Source organism: Cyanobium sp. Cruz-8D1, from assembly GCF_024345975.1.
GTDB lineage: Bacteria > Cyanobacteriota > Cyanobacteriia > PCC-6307 > Cyanobiaceae > Cyanobium.
The window spans coordinates 1-16613 of record NZ_JAGQCD010000006.1 but is presented as its reverse complement, the minus strand read 5'-3'; the positions used below and the strand labels follow the sequence as shown (position 1 = coordinate 16613).

Here is a 16613-nt window from a genome sequence, read left to right as displayed (position 1 = left end):
GCTTGAGGGAAGCGTCAGAGTGGCGGTTGGTTGCATGCCCGTCCCAATGGCCCGTCTCCAGGAAGCCCTGCGCTCGCTTCGCACCCTGCGGCTGCTGGGGGACATCGGCCGCAGCGGTGGATCCCTGACCAGCGTGGCCGATCTGGTGGACAACTTCGCCGACAGCCAGCAGATGTCCTTCTGCCTCGAGCGCTTCCTGGCCCTGCCCGGTGGCCGGGAGTTGCTGGCGGAGGCGCCAGCGCCCCTGCAGCTGGATCTGGCGTCCCTGGCTCAGCTGCCGCGGGGGACACTGGGCCACAGCGTCGCCGGGGTGCTGCTGCGGCTCGGCTACGACCCGGACTTCGCCCGGCCCCGGCCCGTGGCAACGCCGCAGCAGTGGCTGATCCAGCGCCTCGCCACCACCCATGACATCCACCACGTGGTGAGCGGCTTCGCCACCGTCGGCGAAGGGGAGAACGGAGTGCTGGCGATCACGGCCGTGCAGATCGGTTTCCCCGCCTTCGTCGTCTTGAACACGGCTGCGTCCTTCGGCAGCTTCCGCTTCCAGCCCGAGCGCTACGCCCTGGTGAGCCAGGCGATCGCCCGCGGCATGGCCATCGGACTGGCCAGTGCCCCCTTCTGCGTGCAGCGCTGGGAGGAGGGTTGGGAGCGGCCCCTGGCCGACTGGCGGCGGCAGCTGGGTGTGCTGGATCCTCTGCAGGACGAGCCCTACGCCATGCGCCGGATGCTGGACGATCTGGACGCGGAACTATGAGCACTCTGCGACGTCGGGCGCCCCGGGCGTTCAGGTGCGGATCTCGAACCAGTCGGTGCCAGCCACCGCCACCTGGGCGCTGGTGACCCCGCTGACATGGGCGCCCTGGGGCCCCTTCTCGCACCAGAGCCGCAGTTCCACCAGCCGATCGGGAAGCCCCTCCGCCTCCAGTTCCACCGAACCGTCGGAGCGGTTGCGCACCCAGCCACTGAGGCCAAGATCCATGGCCTTCTGGCGACAGCCCACCCGGTAGCCCACCCCCTGCACCAGCCCCCGCACGTTCATGCGCCAGCGTTCATGGGGGGTGGTGGTCACCCGGAGAGCGGGCTGAAGGAAACGGCGTTCATCGGCAGCGGCACGGCGCTGGCGGCGGCTCTCGCCAGTCTCGAGGGAATCGCCGGGCATCCAGCCCAGTGGAGGTGCAGCCAGCTGGCGTGAACGTTCGGGGCGGTCCATCCTTCGCTCCTTGCTGGTGTTCCCCAGCCATCAAGTTGCCACAGGCACTCCCCGCCTGACAACTCATCACCGAGGGGCGGTTGGGGCCGCAGCTGCCAGCGGTGGAACTCATGGCCGCAGAGGGCTTCACCGCGGCGCACCAGCAGCCCATCGGCGCCGGGCAGGGCCTGGCGGTAGCCGAGGCTGAGGGCACCCCGGCGGGCGCTGAAGGGGAGCAGGCCGGCCATGGGGTGCCGGTTGCCATCGCCATCCTCCAGCTCGCGACCCAGCAGCAGCAAGCCACCGCATTCAGCCACGATCGGCAGACCGGCGCGGGCCGCGGCGCTGAGGTATCCCAGGCTGCGGCGGCTGGCCGCCAGCTGGGCGGCATGCAGCTCGGGGTAGCCCCCGGGTAGCAACACCGCGCGGCAGTCCTCAGGCAGGGGCTCGTCGGCCAGGGGACTCCAAGGCACCGGCCGCAGGCCGCAGGCCGCAAGCAGCTCCTGGGCTTCGGGGTACCGGAAGTGGAAGGCCGCATCGGTGGCGATCGCCACTGGCAGCGGGCCAGGGGCCACCGCGGATCCGGCGCTGACACTGGCGCTGGCGGAGATGGCTGGCTCCGGCGGGCCCTGCTGCAGGCACCAGCGAATCGGATCCAGCGGTTCCGGCCGGCCGGCCGGCGGCCCCAGCAGGGGCCAGAGACGGGCCAGATCGAGGTGTTCTTCGGCCAGAGCGGCCCAGATCCGCTGGCGCTCGCCCAGGTCACCCAGTTCACCTGGGGTGAGCAGGCCCAGGTGGCGGGAGGGCAGCTCCAGGCTGGGGTGGCTGGGCAGCAGCCCCAGCAGGGGAACCTCGATGGCCGCGAGGGCTTCGGCGAGCAGGCGGTGGTGCCGGTCGCTGCCGACCCGGTTGAGCACCACTCCGGCCAGGGCCACCCGGGGCGGGCCGTGGTCACGGAAACCGCGCACCAGGGCCGCCAGGCTGCCAGCCTGGCGCGACGCCTCCACCACCAGCACCACCGGCAGCCCCAGCAGATCCGCCACGGCGGCGGAGCTGCCCTCACTGCCGGAGCCACGGCCATCGAACAGGCCCATGACCCCCTCCACCAGCACCCGCCCGGCCCGGCCGCCATGCCAGCGGTAGCAGCGCCGCACCCACTCCTCGCCGCAGAGCAGGGGGTCGAGGTTGCGGCAGGGGCGACCCGCCACGGCCCCCAACAGCTGGGGGTCGAGGTAGTCGGGCCCCACCTTGAAGGCCTGGAGGCTCTCCCCCCGCGCCCGGGCCACGGCCGCCAGGGTGAGACTCAGGAGGGTCTTGCCGCTGCCGCTGCAGGGGGCGGCGATCAGGCAACTCATGCGGTCGCGTGGTGGTGAGCGGGGTGGCTCGCCGGGGAGGGAGGGCGCTTCAGCCTGGCAGCAGGCTGGCCGCCAGGGGCACGGCCGCCGCCAGCAACGGGGCGGTGGAATCGTGGCCACCCGAGAGCAGGCGGGCCATCTCCATCTCCTCGCTCTCCTCAGGCAAGGGCACCACGTCCTCGGCCAGCTCCATGCTGGCCATGCCGCCCGACTCCAGCCGCATGCAGCCCCCCGATTCCGAACACAGAATCACGCACAGGGGCGGCCGGTGCACCGGTTCGCAGATCAGCCGCATGCCGACGATGGCGCCGGGGTGGGTCTTGGTGATCCCCATGGGCACAGGCATGAGCGTGAACTGGACCGACACACCGTCGGTGCGCTCGAACTCCGCGGTGATGCCGGGGCCCGGCCCATCCACCTCCACCGCGTAGCTGCTCACCAGGTGCCAACCCAGACGGTCGGCGATCCAGGCGGCCAGCAGCAGACCCTTGACCGGGTGATCCCCCTCCACATCGATGTCGAGTTGGACCACATGGCCGAGGGCATCGCGACGCGACGGGGGATCGAACACCATCGCCAAGGATTCACGCCAGGTGCGCAGCCGCAGCCAGTTGAGATCGTTAACGGCCTGACCGGCGTTGATCCGACCCAGCATCAGGTCGAGGCAGCGGCGCGGTTCCCCGAGGGAACTGTCGATCACCAGCCGGCGGGGCACCGGTGCCAGCGCCTCCAGCATCTCGGAGGGTTCATCCAGGCTGCTGTTCCACCACACCCAGCAGGGCAGGCTGTCGTCCACCAGGGTCTGGAACAGGTCGAGGCTCTGCTGGAGTGCTCCCATGCCGCCGCGCAGCACCACCACATCCCCGCAGGCGGCTCCCACGCCGCCCTCCTCCGGCAGCGGGCAGTAAGCGGCCACGAGGGTCTCGAGGGGATGGCCGGGGTCGAGGGTGGGCGCCAGGGTGATCAGCCGCCGCGGCATGTGGGCACTGATGGCGCTTTCCACGAACTGACCCCGCAGGTCCTGGCTCTTGTGGTCGCCATCTTTCTGGCCGATGGCCCAGGCCAGCCGGGGATCCATCGGCGCCGTGCTGAGGGGCAGGTCGGTGTCCGGCAGCGCCAGCCGGGCCGCCTCGAGAAGCTCCTGGCGCAGCAGGCCGGTGATCGGCCCATCCACCCGGCCGATGCGCACCATCTGCTGCTCCAGCCAGGAGGGCTCCCACACCACCAGGGTGAAGGTGGCAGCCCCGATGGACCCCTCCAGGTCATGGGTCCAGAGGCGCTGGAGGTAAGGATGGACCTCCTCGGGCGGCAGATCGAGGGGGGCCTGGAGGGTGAGCTGGGGAGCCATAGGGGGGCGCTGGAGGGGGCGGAGATCGCCGGGCGGCTGTAACGGATCGGACGTGGGACGGCCAGGGGCCGTTCGTCAGGGGCGGCGCCAGATCAGGCCGTCATCGGCCAGGAGGCCATCGGCGGCGGCCGGACCCCAGGTGCGGGCTTCGTAGGGGTGCACCGGCAGCTGCCAGGGGGATTCCTCGATCAGGGCCAGCAGCGGCGTGTAGAGCCGCCAGGCCGCTTCCACCTCGTCGCTGCGGGTGAACAGGGTGGGATCCCCCAGCATGGCGTCGGCGAGCAACCGGACGTAGCCCTCATCGGAGGGTTCCCCGAAGGATTCGTCGTAGCTGAAGGCCATGTCGACGGGCCGACTGCGCATCCCGGAGCCGGGGGCCTTGACCTCGAACTTGAACTCGGCGCCCTCATCGGGCTGGATGCGCAGGATCAGCTGGTTGGGGGTGGGAGCGCCACCGGCGGCGTCGAAGAGATGCACCGGGGCCTCGCGGAAGGTGAGCACCACTTCGCTGAGGCGCTTGGGCAACCGCTTACCAGTGCGCAGATAGAAGGGCACGCCCTGCCAGCGCCAGTTGTTGATGGCCACCTTCATGGCCACGTAGGTCTCGGTGGTGCTGTTGGGGTTAACCCCGGGCTCCTGGCGGTAGCCGGGCAGGGGCTTGGCCAGGCTGCCGCCGGCGGCGTACTGGCCCCGCACACAGCACTTCCAGGCCTCTTCCTCATTGGCCAGGCGGGCCGACTGCAGCACCTTGGCCTTCTCGTTGCGGATCGCCTCCGGATCGAAGCGGCCGGGGGCCTCCATGGCGGTGAGGGCCAGGATCTGGGTGAGGTGGTTCTGCACCATGTCCCGCAGGGCGCCGGAGGATTCGTAGTAGCCGGCCCGTTCCTCCACCCCCACGGTTTCGGCCGCCGTGATCTGGACGCTGGAGATGTAGTTGCGGTTCCAGATCGGCTCGAAGATCGTGTTGGCAAAGCGCAACACCAGGATGTTCTGGACCGTTTCCTTGCCCAGGTAATGGTCGATGCGGAACACCTGGCTTTCCTTGGCGCAGGCTTGCACCACCTTGTTGAGGGCCTGGGCGCTGGCGTAATCACGGCCGAAGGGCTTCTCGATCACCACCCGGCTGCGCTCGGGATCGGCCAGCAGGCCCGCCCCGGCCAGCGCACGGCAGCCGCTGCCGTAGAACTCCGGCGACACCGAGAGGTAGAAGGTGCGGTTGCCGCGGGTGGCCCGCAACCGGTCGATGCCTTCCAGCCGCTGGCCGAGGCGCACCAGGTGGTCGGGCTGCTGCAGATCCACCGGCTCGTAGAAGAGGCCCTGGGCGAACTGCTCCCAGGCGCTGCGGTGCAAGGCGATCTCCTCGGCCAGCGCGGCGCCCATCTTTTCCCGGAACTCCTCATCGCTCCAGGGCCGCCGGGCGCAGCCGAGCACGGCGAATTCGCTGGGCAAGCGGCGCTGGCGGAACAGCTCGAACAGGGCCGGGATCAGCTTGCGGTGGGTGAGATCCCCGCTGGCCCCGAAGATGACGATGCACTGGGGCGAGATCACCCGCTCCTGGCGCAGACCCACCCGCAGGGGATTGGTGAGGATGGCGGTCATGGGGAGGTCGTCCGGTCACCCTGGTTTAACGGCTGCTCCGGCATCCCGCTGCATCGCCGCCGCAGGGAGCCTGCCGGTGTGTGCATTCTCGGATCGTCGGCCATGGAAAAAGCCCGCCGGAAGCGGGCCTTGGAGCGGTTGGTGGGTCTGGTGGGCCGCTGGGGTCAGTAGGTCTCCACGTGCCAGCGGTCGGCCTTCTTGAGCTGGGGCCGCAGTTCGCTCCAGTTGAGGTCCTTGGCGGCGGCAGCGGCGGTCATGGCCTCGTCGATGCCGGGCTCCATGCCGCGCAGACCACACATGTAGACGTGGGTCTTGGGATCTTCGATCAGGGAGAAGATCTCATCGGCATGCTCGGTGACCCGGTCCTGGATGTACATGCGCCCGCCGCTGGGATTCTGCTCCTCGCGGCTGATCGCCTTGGTGTAGCGGAAATTCTCCGGGAATTCGGCCAGGTAGCGCTGCAGGTCGTCTTCGTAGAGCAGGTTGGGGGTCTTGGGCACGCCCATGATCAGCCAGGCCTTGCCACGGAACTGATACGCGGGGTTCTTGGCGCGCTCGCTCGGCTCGAACATGCGGCGCAGGTAGGCCCGCATCGGTGCGATCCCCGTACCGGTGGCCAGCATGATCACGTTGGCATCCTCATCGGCGGGAAGGAGCATCTCCTTGCCCACCGGGCCGGTGATCTTCACCTTGGCCCCCGGTTCGATGTCGCACAGGAAAGTGGAGCAGACGCCGTTGATGGTGCTGCCGTCCTTCTCGTACTGGAGCTGGCGGACGCAGAGGGAGACCGTGCCGCCCTCGCAGTTGTCGCCATGGCGGGTGCTGGCGATCGAATAGAGGCGCAGCTTGTGGGGCTTGCCGTTGGCGTCCTCGCCATCGGGAATGATGCCGATGCTCTGGCCTTCGACGTAGTGCAGGTTGCCTTCGGAGAGGTCGAAGGTGATGTGGTTCACACGGCCGATGGCCCCCTCCGTCAGGAGGCTGTAGTTGTCGATGACCGTGCCGATGAAGGGGTCCTTCGGCTTGTAGAGGTTGACCGGGACGTCGGCGTGGCTCACGGGGGCTTTCTTGGCGGGGGTGGGGGTGGGGGTGGCGGCCGGGGCTTCGGCGGGGGCTTCAGTGGCGGCGGCCTCAGTGGCAGACCCGACCGGGACCTCCTCTGCGCTGATGGCCCGGATCCGACCACCCTGAAGGGCGATGGTCTGCATCAGTCGCTGCAGTTGGCCGAACGGCACGGTGAGGCGGCGTTCAGCCCGCCGCTGCAGACCGACGCCGAATCCTTCAACGACGACCGTGAACATGCGGCCGTCGGACTGGGTGGCCTTGCCGGTGGAAACGCGCATGCGGGCGACGGTGCCGAAAATCGGCCCGATCATAGAGAACACGCCTCAGACCGATCGGTGTGCCTTCTTTGACCGGAAAGCGGAAACACGGGCTAGTTTGTGTTCCGTCGCACCATTCCCGGTGCCGACCGCTGCCACCTTCCCCCAAGCCCCGAGCGAGCTCCGATCCGTCTTGGCACAGCTTCTGGCGTTCTTTCCCAGCCCCGTGACCCTCCCGTCCCCCGAGGCCATGGTCGCCAGAGAGGCCTGTTGTGCCCTCGACACGATCCAGCAGGAGATGGAGCGGCTGCCCCACGGCACCCGCCGTCTGGCGGTGCAGTTGCGCCTCAACCTCGCTCCCGAGTGGATCTGGTCGGTGCTCATCGACTACGACCACCTCGATCAGTTCATCCCCAACCTGGCCAGTTCCCGCCAGCTCTGGCGTCGCGGCAACCAGGTGGCCCTGGAGCAGGTGGGCACCCAGCAGTTCTGCGGCCTGCGCTTCAGTGCTCGCGTGCAGCTGGAGCTCAATGAAGAGCCTGACCAGGGCCGCCTCGCCTTCCGCATGCTGGAGGGCGATTTCCGCTGCTTCCAGGGCCTCTGGCAGGTGGGTGTCGACGACACCAGCACCTGGCTCCTCTACGACCTCACGGTGCAGGGCAAACCGGGCATGCCGATCGGTCTGATCGAGCAGCGCCTCAAGGAGGATCTGGCCAGCAATCTCCGGGGCGTGCAGCGGGAAGCGCAGCGGCGCTTCGAAGCGGACTGAAGCCCTCCGCTGATCAAAGGCTTCGCGGATCCAGGCCGAGAGCCAGCCATGGGGGCTTAGCCGCCGATGGGGCTCTTGTCTCTGCCCACAGGGCAACGGATAGCCCTGGGGTCCAAAGCTTTATCAGCTCGGACCCGTAACCGATGCATACCCCCAAGGGGATTCGAACCCCTGTCGCCTCCGTGAAAGGGAGGTGTCCTAGGCCTCTAGACGATGGGGGCGAGGCCACAGCCGGCTTGCCGCCGATCTGATGTGATGGACGCTACGGGCCAGAGGGACCCTTCGTCAAGGAAGGCCGCTGGCGGCGGACGGTGGGCTGGCGGCGCGCTCCGGCTCGGGGGAGCTCTGGCCGGTCCAGACCGGCACCGTGAAGTTGAAGCAGGCACCCTCACCGGGTTCGGACACCACCCAGATGCGGCCTCCGTGCACCTCGGCGATGCGGCGGCACACGGACAGCCCAACACCGAAGCCGGAGGTGGTGCCGGAGGTCTGGGGCAACCGCACCCGATCCTGGAAGATGCGGTGCTGCTCCTGGCGGGGAATGCCCGGACCGCTGTCGCAGATGCTCACCTGCACCCACTGGCTGGTGCGGTGCATGAGGCTGAGGCTCACCTTGCCGCCATCGGGGGTGAACTTCAGGGCGTTCTCCAACAGGTTGAGCAGCACCTGGCGCATGCGCCGCTGGTCGGCATGGACATCGGGGAGGTCGGAGGGGATGTCGGTGACCAGCTGCAACCCCCGACCCAGCCAGAGCTTCTCCAGCTCCAGGATCGCTTCGGCCACCACCTGGCTCAGGTCAAGGCGCTGGGGATTGAACATGGCCTCCCAGCGGGTGGTGCCCACCTCCAGCAGGTCCCTGGAGAGGGCCTCGATGTCGTCGAGCCGGCGGTTGAGCACGTCGCGGAAGCGGCTCTCGTCGATCTGGCCCAGGGCGTGGCTTTGCAGGGCCAGCTTGGCGGCGGTGAGGGGGGTACGCAGCTCATGGGCCACCATGCGCAGCAGCCGTTCCTGGACCCCGAGCCGCTCGATCAGGGTTTCGTTCTCCTGCCGCAGCACCAGCAGCTGGTCCTCAAGCTGCACCTCCCGCTGGCTGCGGCTGCCGTCGATCTCCGCCGGCCTCAGGCTGAGCCCCAGGCTGGTCACCACCTCCATCTGCTGCCAGCGGGGCAGCCAGGTGCGCAGCTGCACCGCCAGGGTGTTGCCGGCGAAGACCTGCTTCGGCAGGGGGTCGAGCTTGATCAGGGCCGGGGTGGCCACCAGCCGGTGCAGTTCGAGCAGCTCGGGATGGTCGGCGGGATCGGCCACCTGCAGCGACACCTTGCAGGTGCACTCCTCGGAGCTCATGAAGCCGAGAAGGGACCTCAGGTCGGCCGAGGCCATGTGGTGGCGGGCCGCCACCAGCAGCAGCTGCAGCGGTTTCTGGGCCTCCGCACTGGCAGCGCCGGACTCTGTGGTGGCGGTTGCCACCGCCGACGACGGGAACTCGGACTCCCCCAGGACCGGCAACGGCAGGCATGCGGCGATGCACTCAACCTTATGGGGTTCTGGGCACAACCCCGTGAACCTCGCTAGGACTTCAGGGTTCGCCAGACTGCGCCGGGGTGGGCCAGCCATGACCGCACCAAGCCAACCAGGTCTTTCCAGGGGAGCTCCCGTCCAGAGCCGCATCCGCCTCGACAGCAACCTGAGGCGTTGGTTTGCCCGCAACCTGGGCCTGTGGCGCTCGCGCCGCACCTACTTCTTCACCGAGGAAGATGCGGTGCTGCGCGTCGACATGAACCTCCGCATCGAGGTCCACGGCGAATTGGTGGACGGGGAGGAGGGCTACCGGTTCAGCTGGTGGGCGGAGGGGCATCAGCCCTTCTTTGAGAGCAAACCCGATTACAGGCCCGAGGGCACCATGGAGGCCTGGCTGTGCGGTCACCAGTTGCGGCGCAGCTGCGGCTACCTGGCGGGGGCCCCCACCGTCAGCCAGATCCGCCAGATCGATGAGCACACCATGGCGTTCCAGTCCCACTACGACGACTGGGAGGTGCTGGAGCAGATCCGCCTGGTGGACCAGGACAACTACCGCTCCCGCTCGATCCACACCTGGCGCCACGGCAGTCTCGAACTGGTGGAGCTCCACCACGAGATCCGGCTGGAGCCCGCGGGAGAGCCGATCGGTTAAGCGCTGTCAGCGCCTTGGCCCTGGCGCCAGGGCCGCCTCGCGGAGCGGTCTCTGTGGCGGGTGTGGCAGCCGCTGCGATGCATCACGATGGGGGTTCACGGATTTCTACCCCTTTGTCTCTCCTGCTTCGCCGCACCCGGCCGCTGCTGGCAGCACCCCTGCTGGCCATGCCGTTGCTGCTGGCACCCGTGGCGGCCCATGCCGCACCCGCCACCGCCGCCGAGATGGGTCTCTACACCCGCATCGGCGCCGTCAACGTCTGCATCTCCCGCGCCGCCGGTATCGACTTCGAGAAATCGGTGGGCATCGCCGGAGAAACCATTGCCCAATTGATTCTCGGCCAGCACAAGGGCGAGATCCAACAGGTGGGCACCAAAGCCCTCTCCATCGAGGAATTGCGCCGCGGTGCCATCAATTCGGCCGTGCTCGGAGCGGCCGAGATCTGCCCCAAGGAGGTCCCGGCCAACGTGATGAAGAAGGTTCAGGACGCCATCAAGCAGCAGGGCGCCGCCAAGCCAGCCCCCAAGTGAGTCACTGATGGCTGTCGTGCACCTCGCCGACTACCGGCCCGCGCCCTACCGGCTCGAGCGCACCGATCTGACGCTGCGCCTGTTCGCCGACCACGCGCTGGTGGAGGCGCGACTGGCGTTCCTCCCCGGGGCTGGCGCCGACGCGCTGGAGGGAACCATCGCGCCGCTGGAGCTGCGGGGCGTGGATCTGGAGTTGCGCTCCCTGGAGCTCGACGGTGTTCCCCTGCCCGCCGAGGCCATCCAGCTGGAGGGGGACCGCCTGCTGGTGCTGCAGCCGCCCCAGCGACCCTTTGTGATCGCCAGCACGGTATGGGTCGATCCGCGGGCCAACACCAGCCTCGAAGGGCTGTACGTGAGCGGTGGGATGGTCACCACCCAGTGCGAGGCGGAGGGCTTCCGCCGCATCACGTATCACCCGGATCGCCCCGACCTGCTCAGCCGCTTCCGGGTGCGGATCGAGGCCGACCGCCACACCGCCCCGGTGCTGCTCTCCAACGGCAACAGCGTCGAGGCCGGCGCCCTGCCGCCCGGACCCGACGGGGAAGCCCGCCACTACGCCATCTGGGACGACCCGTTCCCCAAGCCCTCCTATCTGTTTGCCCTGGTGGCGGGACGGCTGGAGGAGATCCGCGATCAGTTCGTCACCGCCAGCGGCCGGACGGTGCAGTTGCGCCTGCATGTGGAGCCGGGCGATGCCCCCTTCACCGCCCACGCCATGGCGTCCCTGAAGCGGGCGATGGCATGGGACGAGCGTGTCTATGGCCTGGAGTACGACCTTAATGAGTACAACATCGTCGCCGTGCGCCACTTCAACATGGGCGCCATGGAGAACAAGAGCCTCAACATCTTCAATTCCAAGCTGGTGCTCGCGGACGCTGCCACGGCCACCGATGCTGAGCTGGAGCGCATCGAAAGTGTGATCGCCCATGAGTATTTCCATAACTGGACGGGCAACCGCATCACCTGCCGCGACTGGTTTCAGCTGTCACTGAAGGAGGGGCTCACCGTCTTCCGGGATCAGAGCTTCTCGGCCGATCTGCATGGCCAGGCCCTGAACCGGATCGAGAACGTGGCGATGCTGCGTAACACCCAGTTCCGGGAAGATGCGGGGCCAACGGCCCATCCGGTCCAGCCGGATCAGTACCAGGCGATCGATAATTTCTATACCACCACGATTTACGAAAAGGGCTCGGAGGTGATCCGGGTGCTGCACACCCTGCTGGGGGAGGAAACCTTCCAGCGGGGCATGGCGTTGTATGTGGAGCGGCATGACGGCACCGCCGCCACTTGCGAAGACTTCGTCCAGGCGATGCAGGACGCGGCCGGCGAAGTGGACGACAGCTGCCGCCTGCCACCCTTCGATTTCATGCAGTTCCGGCGTTGGTACCACCAGGCGGGCACGCCCGTGCTGCAGCTGCGGCGCCGCTGGAACAAGGCGGCCGGGATCCTGGAGCTGTACGTGCGCCAGTCGACCCCCGCCACCCCTGGCCAACCCCACAAGCAGCCCCTGGTGATCCCGCTGGCCGTGGGACTGGTGAGCCAGGCCGGCCAGCCCCTGCCGATGCGGCTGGTGGCCGAAGACCCCGACCATGGCGCCGCCCCGCTACTGCCGCGGCGCTGGGGGGCGGGCACCCGCCTGCTGCTGATCGATCAGGAGGAGCAGTGCTTTCGCTTCGAAGGGTTGCCGGCCCAGGCGCCGCCGCCGGCCCTGTCCCTGCTGCGCCAGTTCTCGGCGCCGGTGAAGGTGGAACTGGGGCGGCCCTGCAGTGAGCTGGTGCACCTGCTGGCCGCCGACAGCGACCCCTTCGCCCGCTGGGACGCGGGCCAGCTGCTGCTGCGCCGGGCCGTGTTGCGCCGGGCCGCCGGCCGGGTGGATGTGGTCCTGGAAGAGGCGCTGATCGCTGCCTTCGAGCGGATCCTGGCCGATCCCTCCCTCTCGGAGGCCAGCCGCAGTGTGCTCCTGGCCCTGCCGGGGCTGGCCGAACTGGAGGATGCCGCCCCGCAACCCGATCCACCGGCCCTGTTCGCTGCCCTGCAGGCCCTGCGTTGCCGCTTCGGGGAGGCCCTGGCCGAACCGCTGCAGCGGGCCCTGGAGCGGGTCAGCGCCCAGTGGTCCCTGGCCTGGCCGGAGGGGGTGGGCGACCGGATGCTGACGGCTTCGATCTGGAGCTGGCGCGCGGCCGCCGGCGACACTTTGGTGATCGCCGCGGCACGGGCGGCGGTGGATGGCCCGTCGATGACCCTGGCCCGGGCTGGCCTGCGAGCGCTGCAGGATCACCCGATCGCCGCCCGCCAGCAGGCGGTGGAGGCCTTCTATGCCCGCTGGGAGCAGAAGCCAGTGATCCTCGATTCCTGGTTCGCCCTGGAGGCCTCAGCCCCCTTCGCCGATGGTCTGGAGCGGGTGCAGCGGCTGCTCGACCATCCGCATTTCGATCCGGCGGCACCCAACTCGGTGCGGGCGGTGCTGGGGGGACTGGCGGGCAATCCGCCGGTGTTCCATGCCGCCGACGGCAGCGGCTACCGCTTCATGGCCGACCAGATCGCTGCCCTGGACCAGCGCAATCCGATCACGGCCTCGCGCCTGGCCAAGGTCTTCAGCCGCTGGCAGAGCTACGGCCCCGGAAGGCGGGAGCGGATGCAGGAAGCCCTCGAACAGCTGGCGGCAGCGGAGCTCTCCACCAACACCAGGGAAGTGGTGGGGCAGTGTCTGGGCGGACCGGTGCAGAGCACCTAGGGGCGTGGCGGAGGCTGGATCCTGGGGGCAGCACCGCTCCCGGTTCCGAACACTTCTTTGTTGAGGCGGCGGAAGGCGGCCAGACGGAAAGCCGCGCCCTCCGGCCCGGCGTGCTGGCCCCAGAGCCCTTCCCAGTAGAAGAAGATCACCCCGTGTCCCCGGGCGGCGGCAAGGCGCACCTTCTGCTCGAGGATGGCCATCTCGGGGGTGCGGCCGCCGAAGCCGGAGAGGATGCCGATCTCCACGGGCATGCCCCAGCGGCGGGCCTTGACCAGGGCCGGCTGGTCGAGATCGCGCTCGAAGCCCTTCACCGAATAGGCGTAGTTCTGCACGATCAGGTCGTCGACCAGTTCACCCAGGGCCCAGAGCTCCCAGTCCTGCAGCCAGTGGTTGTAGGCGAAACGGAAGGGGCCCGGCGACAGGCTGATCACCGTGCGGCGCGGGCCGCCCACGGTCTGCATGGTGCTGCGCAGTTCCCGCAGCAGGGCGGTGAGCCGCTGGCGGCGCCATTTCATCCAGTAGCGATCGTTGAAGTTGGCGGGAGGCTCCCGGCCGGTGTCCGCCAGGTAGAGGGCACGGGTGTAGGGGTCGTAGCCCAGTTCCACCGGCCAGGCGAAGTGGTCATCGAGCTGGATGCCGTCGACCCCGCAGCGCTGGACTATCTCGCTGATCAGGCCGATGAAGCGGGCACGCACCCCCGGGTGGGCCGGATTCAGCCATACCCGCAGGTCCTTGAGCGGGGAGGTCTTGAGGTTGGCGCCGTGCATGGCGTAGAGCGCACTGCCGTCGGCGCGGCGCAGCACCCACTCGGGATGGCGCTGCACCACCTCGGCGTCGGCCGGCTCCATCAGGCCGTACTCGAACCAGGGGATCACCTGCATGCCACGGCGGTGGGCCGCCTTGGTGAAGCGGCAGATGGGGTCGAGGCCGGGGTTGGAGCGGGCCAGGGCCGGCTCCAGCGGTGCCCAGCGGCTGCGGTGGAAGGTGGCCCCCCGGCTCCAGACGTTGGGATAAAGGGTGTTGAAGCCGGCGGCATCGAGTTGGCCCACGGCGGCCTCGATGCGGTTGGCGTCGTAATAGAGGGGGCTGGGACTGTTGGTGAGCCAGACCCCCACCCGTCGCTCGAAGCCTGCTGGCAGGCGGCCCTGGGCGCCGGCCGGCCGGGGAGCTGCCACCGTCAGGGCCAGCAGGGCCGTGACGAGCACGGTGAGCGGCACCGGCAGATGGCGCTTGAGATGGGCGAAACGCTTGAGCGGCAGCCGCTGGACGGGTGGTTCGGGAGCGATCATGGCGGTGCCGCTCAGCGGAACATCGAGCTGACCGAGCTCTCCTGGTGGATCCGCCAGATCGTTTCCCCCAGCATGTTGGCGATCGAGAGCACCCGCAACTGGGGGAAGTGCAGGTCGGGGGGCATGGGGATGCTGTTGGTCACCACCACCTCCTCGAACAGGCCCGGGGTGGAGAGCCGCTGGACGGCGGGCGGGGAGAACACGGCGTGGGTGGCGCAGGCCAGCACCCGGGCCGCCCCCCGCGCCCGCAGCAGCTGGGCGCCCTGGAAAATGGTGCCGCCAGTGTCGATCATGTCGTCGATCAGGATCGCCGTCTTGCCGACCACATCGCCGATCACAGTGAGGCTTTCGGCCACGTTGTGGCCGGAGCGCCGCTTGTCGATGATCGCCAGGGGCGCATCCTTCATCTGCTTGGCGAAGGCCCGGGCCCGGGCCACACCGCCCACGTCGGGGGAGACCACCACCACCTCACCCAGATCCCGGGTGGAGAGGTAGTCAACCAGGACCGGCGAGCCGTAGATGTGGTCGCAGGGGATGTCGAAGTAGCCCTGGATCTGGGAGGAGTGCAGGTCCATGGCCAGCACCCGCTCGACGCCGGACTTGACCAGCAGGTTGGCGACCAGCTTGGCCGTGATCGATTCCCGTCCGGCCGTCTTGCGGTCGGCCCGGGCATAGCCGTAGTAGGGAATGACGGCCGTGATCTGGCGCGCCGAGGCCCGCCGGCAGGCATCCACCATGATCAGCAGCTCCATCAGGTGATCGTTCACCGGAGCGCAGGTGGGCTGGACCAGGAAGACATCGCAGCCGCGGATCGACTCCTGAATCTGGATGTAGAGCTCACCATCGGCGAAGCGCTTGATCACCCTCGGGCCGTCGGGCACACCGAGATAGGCGCCGATTTCCCGCGCCAGGTCGGGGTTGGCGTTGCCGCAAAACAACCTCAACCGGCGAGGGTCGTGGCTGGTGAGGGGCGGCTGCCCGCTCTGCTCCACTCGTTCAGCGGTTGAGAAAGTGGACAAGGGCGCAGGCGGCGTTGCTTCGCAGCACGATGGTAGAAGCGAGCCGGCCCGGACAGTGCAAACAACCATGACGGTTTCAGGGACCGAAACGCAGCGCCGCGATGGCCTGCTGCTGGTGGGCCTGGGGTTGCGGCGGGAGCTGGAGGGCCTGGCGGCGGTGGCGGCGCGGCTGGCCGCCGCTGAAGGTGTGGCCCTGCGGGAGCTGGCCGACGCCGGCGATCCCGATGCCGGCCTGGCGGCCCTGAGCGCGGAAGCGACAGGGGCGGCGGCGGCCCCGTGGCTGGCCGCCCTGCCCCTGGATCCCGGCCTGCCGCTGACGCGGGGCGGCAGCTGGGCCGAGGCCCTCGGAGCCTGGCGCCAGCCCTGCCTGCTGGTGCTGCGGGGCGAGCAGATGGCCACGGGACTGCCGGCGGCCGGCGCCGCCCTGCTTGAGCGTTGGCGGGTGCCCCTGGCCGGGCTGGTGCAGGTGGGCGGCGACTGGCAGCCCGCGAAGCGCCGCCGCGACGGCCTGCCCTGGCTGGGCTGGCTGCCGGACAGCGACGAAGAGCGAGGGGAGGCGGCCGGGGCTGCGATGGCGGCGCTGCAGCAGGTGCTGCGGGGCCGCTGGCGGGTGCTGCAGGCGGCTTAGGAGTTTGCGGAAAAACCGTCTAAGCAGTCGTGTTTTCCCATCTCCGAGCTGATTTCTCGGTGATTTCGTCAGATGGGTTCAGTTCAAGCGCTCAGACAGCCCGATTTCGCAGCATTTGGACTGTTTTGGTGGCCCGGCTGCTGCCGTTTGCGCACACCTTTGGGCATCTGGTGGTTCATGCCGCCGCCATGGTGGGCCTGAGCAAGTTGCCCAGGCGGATCAGGTTGTAGGCGATCACGTGCAGGCCGAATACAGCACTGACGTTCTCGGTGCCGCGCAGTTTGAACTGGCGCAGTCCGCCGAACGCCTTGATCCAACCAAACACCTTTTCGATCCCCCGGCGGGCATTGATCGACTTGGCGTAGCCCACATGGCGGGTGGTGCGGGCATCGATCGCTGAGCCGCCGCTGCGGGCGGTGTTCTGGGCCACGTGGGGCGTGACACCGATCCGCCGCATCTCAGCGACAAAACCTTTGGTGTCGTAGTTCTTGTCGGCACCGAGCGTTTTCTGATGGGCACCGGCGAGGCCTGCTGCCATCTCCTTGGCGGCATCCCGCTCACTGGTGCCCGTGGCTTGTGTGACGCGGCAATCGACGATCAGGTCATGACGGTTGTCCATCAGCACATGGCCCCGGTAGCTCAGCTGCGCTGGATGGGCTTT

Annotated in this window: 15 protein-coding genes and 1 tRNA gene; 6 read left to right on the top strand and 10 right to left on the bottom strand. The window is 68.8% G+C overall.

Features of this window, described 5'->3' with window-relative positions; all coding sequences use genetic code 11:
* Nucleotides 1–46 precede the first annotated feature (46 nt).
* Nucleotides 47–754: a Coq4 family protein gene (locus tag KBZ33_RS05410; RefSeq protein ID WP_254951362.1), complete on the top strand. Its 708-nt coding sequence runs from the start codon at nt 47–49 to the stop codon at nt 752–754.
* Between the two features lie 30 nt (nt 755–784).
* On the opposite strand, the gene KBZ33_RS05405 is transcribed toward KBZ33_RS05410, so the two are convergent.
* The 5 genes from KBZ33_RS05405 to petH all read right to left on the bottom strand — a co-directional run bounded on the left by KBZ33_RS05405 (nt 785) and on the right by petH (nt 6834).
* Nucleotides 785–1069: an acylphosphatase gene (locus KBZ33_RS05405; RefSeq protein WP_254951363.1), complete on the bottom strand. Its 285-nt coding sequence runs from the start codon at nt 1067–1069 to the stop codon at nt 785–787.
* Nucleotides 1066–2544 carry a cobyrinate a,c-diamide synthase gene (locus KBZ33_RS05400; RefSeq protein WP_254951364.1) on the bottom strand — a complete coding sequence of 493 codons (1479 nt, stop codon included), beginning with the start codon at nt 2542–2544 and terminating at the stop codon, nt 1066–1068. The genes KBZ33_RS05405 and KBZ33_RS05400 overlap by 4 nt, the downstream gene beginning before the upstream one ends.
* A 49-nt stretch (nt 2545–2593) precedes the next feature.
* A complete protein-coding gene (locus KBZ33_RS05395; RefSeq protein ID WP_254951366.1) occupies nt 2594–3892 on the bottom strand; it encodes a glucose-6-phosphate dehydrogenase assembly protein OpcA in 1299 nt (432 codons plus the stop codon).
* A 75-nt stretch (nt 3893–3967) separates the two neighbouring features.
* Nucleotides 3968–5491, bottom strand: coding sequence for a glucose-6-phosphate dehydrogenase (zwf, locus tag KBZ33_RS05390; protein WP_254951368.1), 1524 nt, complete (start codon nt 5489–5491; stop codon nt 3968–3970).
* A 164-nt stretch (nt 5492–5655) separates the two neighbouring features.
* Nucleotides 5656–6834, bottom strand: coding sequence for a ferredoxin--NADP reductase (gene petH, locus KBZ33_RS05385; protein ID WP_254951398.1), 1179 nt, complete (start codon nt 6832–6834; stop codon nt 5656–5658).
* A 229-nt stretch (nt 6835–7063) separates the two neighbouring features.
* Here petH and KBZ33_RS05380 point away from each other — a divergent pair, with 229 nt between their 5' ends.
* On the top strand, nt 7064–7582 hold the full coding sequence (locus tag KBZ33_RS05380) for an SRPBCC family protein (protein ID WP_254951399.1): 519 nt from the start codon (nt 7064–7066) through the stop codon (nt 7580–7582).
* A 148-nt stretch (nt 7583–7730) separates the two neighbouring features.
* Here KBZ33_RS05380 and KBZ33_RS05375 read toward each other — a convergent pair.
* Together KBZ33_RS05375 and KBZ33_RS05370 are read right to left on the bottom strand one after the other, a co-directional pair.
* Nucleotides 7731–7803, bottom strand: a tRNA-Glu gene (locus KBZ33_RS05375).
* Between the two features lie 64 nt (nt 7804–7867).
* Nucleotides 7868–9049 carry a histidine kinase gene (locus KBZ33_RS05370; RefSeq protein ID WP_254951369.1) on the bottom strand — a complete coding sequence of 394 codons (1182 nt, stop codon included), beginning with the start codon at nt 9047–9049 and terminating at the stop codon, nt 7868–7870.
* 145 nt (nt 9050–9194) lie between these two features.
* Here KBZ33_RS05370 and KBZ33_RS05365 point away from each other — a divergent pair, with 145 nt between their 5' ends.
* The 3 genes from KBZ33_RS05365 (at nt 9195) to pepN (ending at nt 13016) form a co-directional block, all read left to right on the top strand.
* Nucleotides 9195–9752: a hypothetical protein gene (locus KBZ33_RS05365; protein ID WP_254951371.1), complete on the top strand. Its 558-nt coding sequence runs from the start codon at nt 9195–9197 to the stop codon at nt 9750–9752.
* 113 nt (nt 9753–9865) lie between these two features.
* The gene (locus KBZ33_RS05360) at nt 9866–10282 is read left to right on the top strand and encodes a cAMP phosphodiesterase (protein ID WP_254951373.1); all 417 of its coding nucleotides are present in this window, start codon (nt 9866–9868) and stop codon (nt 10280–10282) included.
* A gap of 7 nt (nt 10283–10289) precedes the next feature.
* Entirely contained in the window at nt 10290–13016 is a 2727-nt protein-coding gene (gene pepN / locus KBZ33_RS05355; RefSeq protein WP_254951375.1) for an aminopeptidase N, read from the top strand.
* Here the strand turns inward: pepN and KBZ33_RS05350 are convergent.
* Together KBZ33_RS05350 and KBZ33_RS05345 are read right to left on the bottom strand one after the other, a co-directional pair.
* Nucleotides 13013–14305, bottom strand: a complete 1293-nt coding sequence (locus KBZ33_RS05350; RefSeq protein WP_254951377.1) for a glycoside hydrolase family 10 protein — start codon at nt 14303–14305, stop codon at nt 13013–13015. The genes pepN and KBZ33_RS05350 overlap by 4 nt on opposite strands.
* Nucleotides 14306–14316: 11 nt before the next feature.
* Nucleotides 14317–15324 (bottom strand): ribose-phosphate pyrophosphokinase, encoded by a 1008-nt coding sequence (locus tag KBZ33_RS05345; RefSeq protein WP_254951379.1) that lies wholly within the window; start codon nt 15322–15324, stop codon nt 14317–14319.
* A 67-nt stretch (nt 15325–15391) separates the two neighbouring features.
* Here KBZ33_RS05345 and KBZ33_RS05340 point away from each other — a divergent pair, with 67 nt between their 5' ends.
* The gene (locus tag KBZ33_RS05340) at nt 15392–15952 is read left to right on the top strand and encodes a hypothetical protein (protein WP_254951381.1); all 561 of its coding nucleotides are present in this window, start codon (nt 15392–15394) and stop codon (nt 15950–15952) included.
* Nucleotides 15953–16127: 175 nt separating this feature from the next.
* Here KBZ33_RS05340 and KBZ33_RS05335 read toward each other — a convergent pair.
* On the bottom strand, nt 16128–16613 hold a 486-nt coding region (locus KBZ33_RS05335), incomplete at its 5' end, for a transposase (protein ID WP_254951383.1).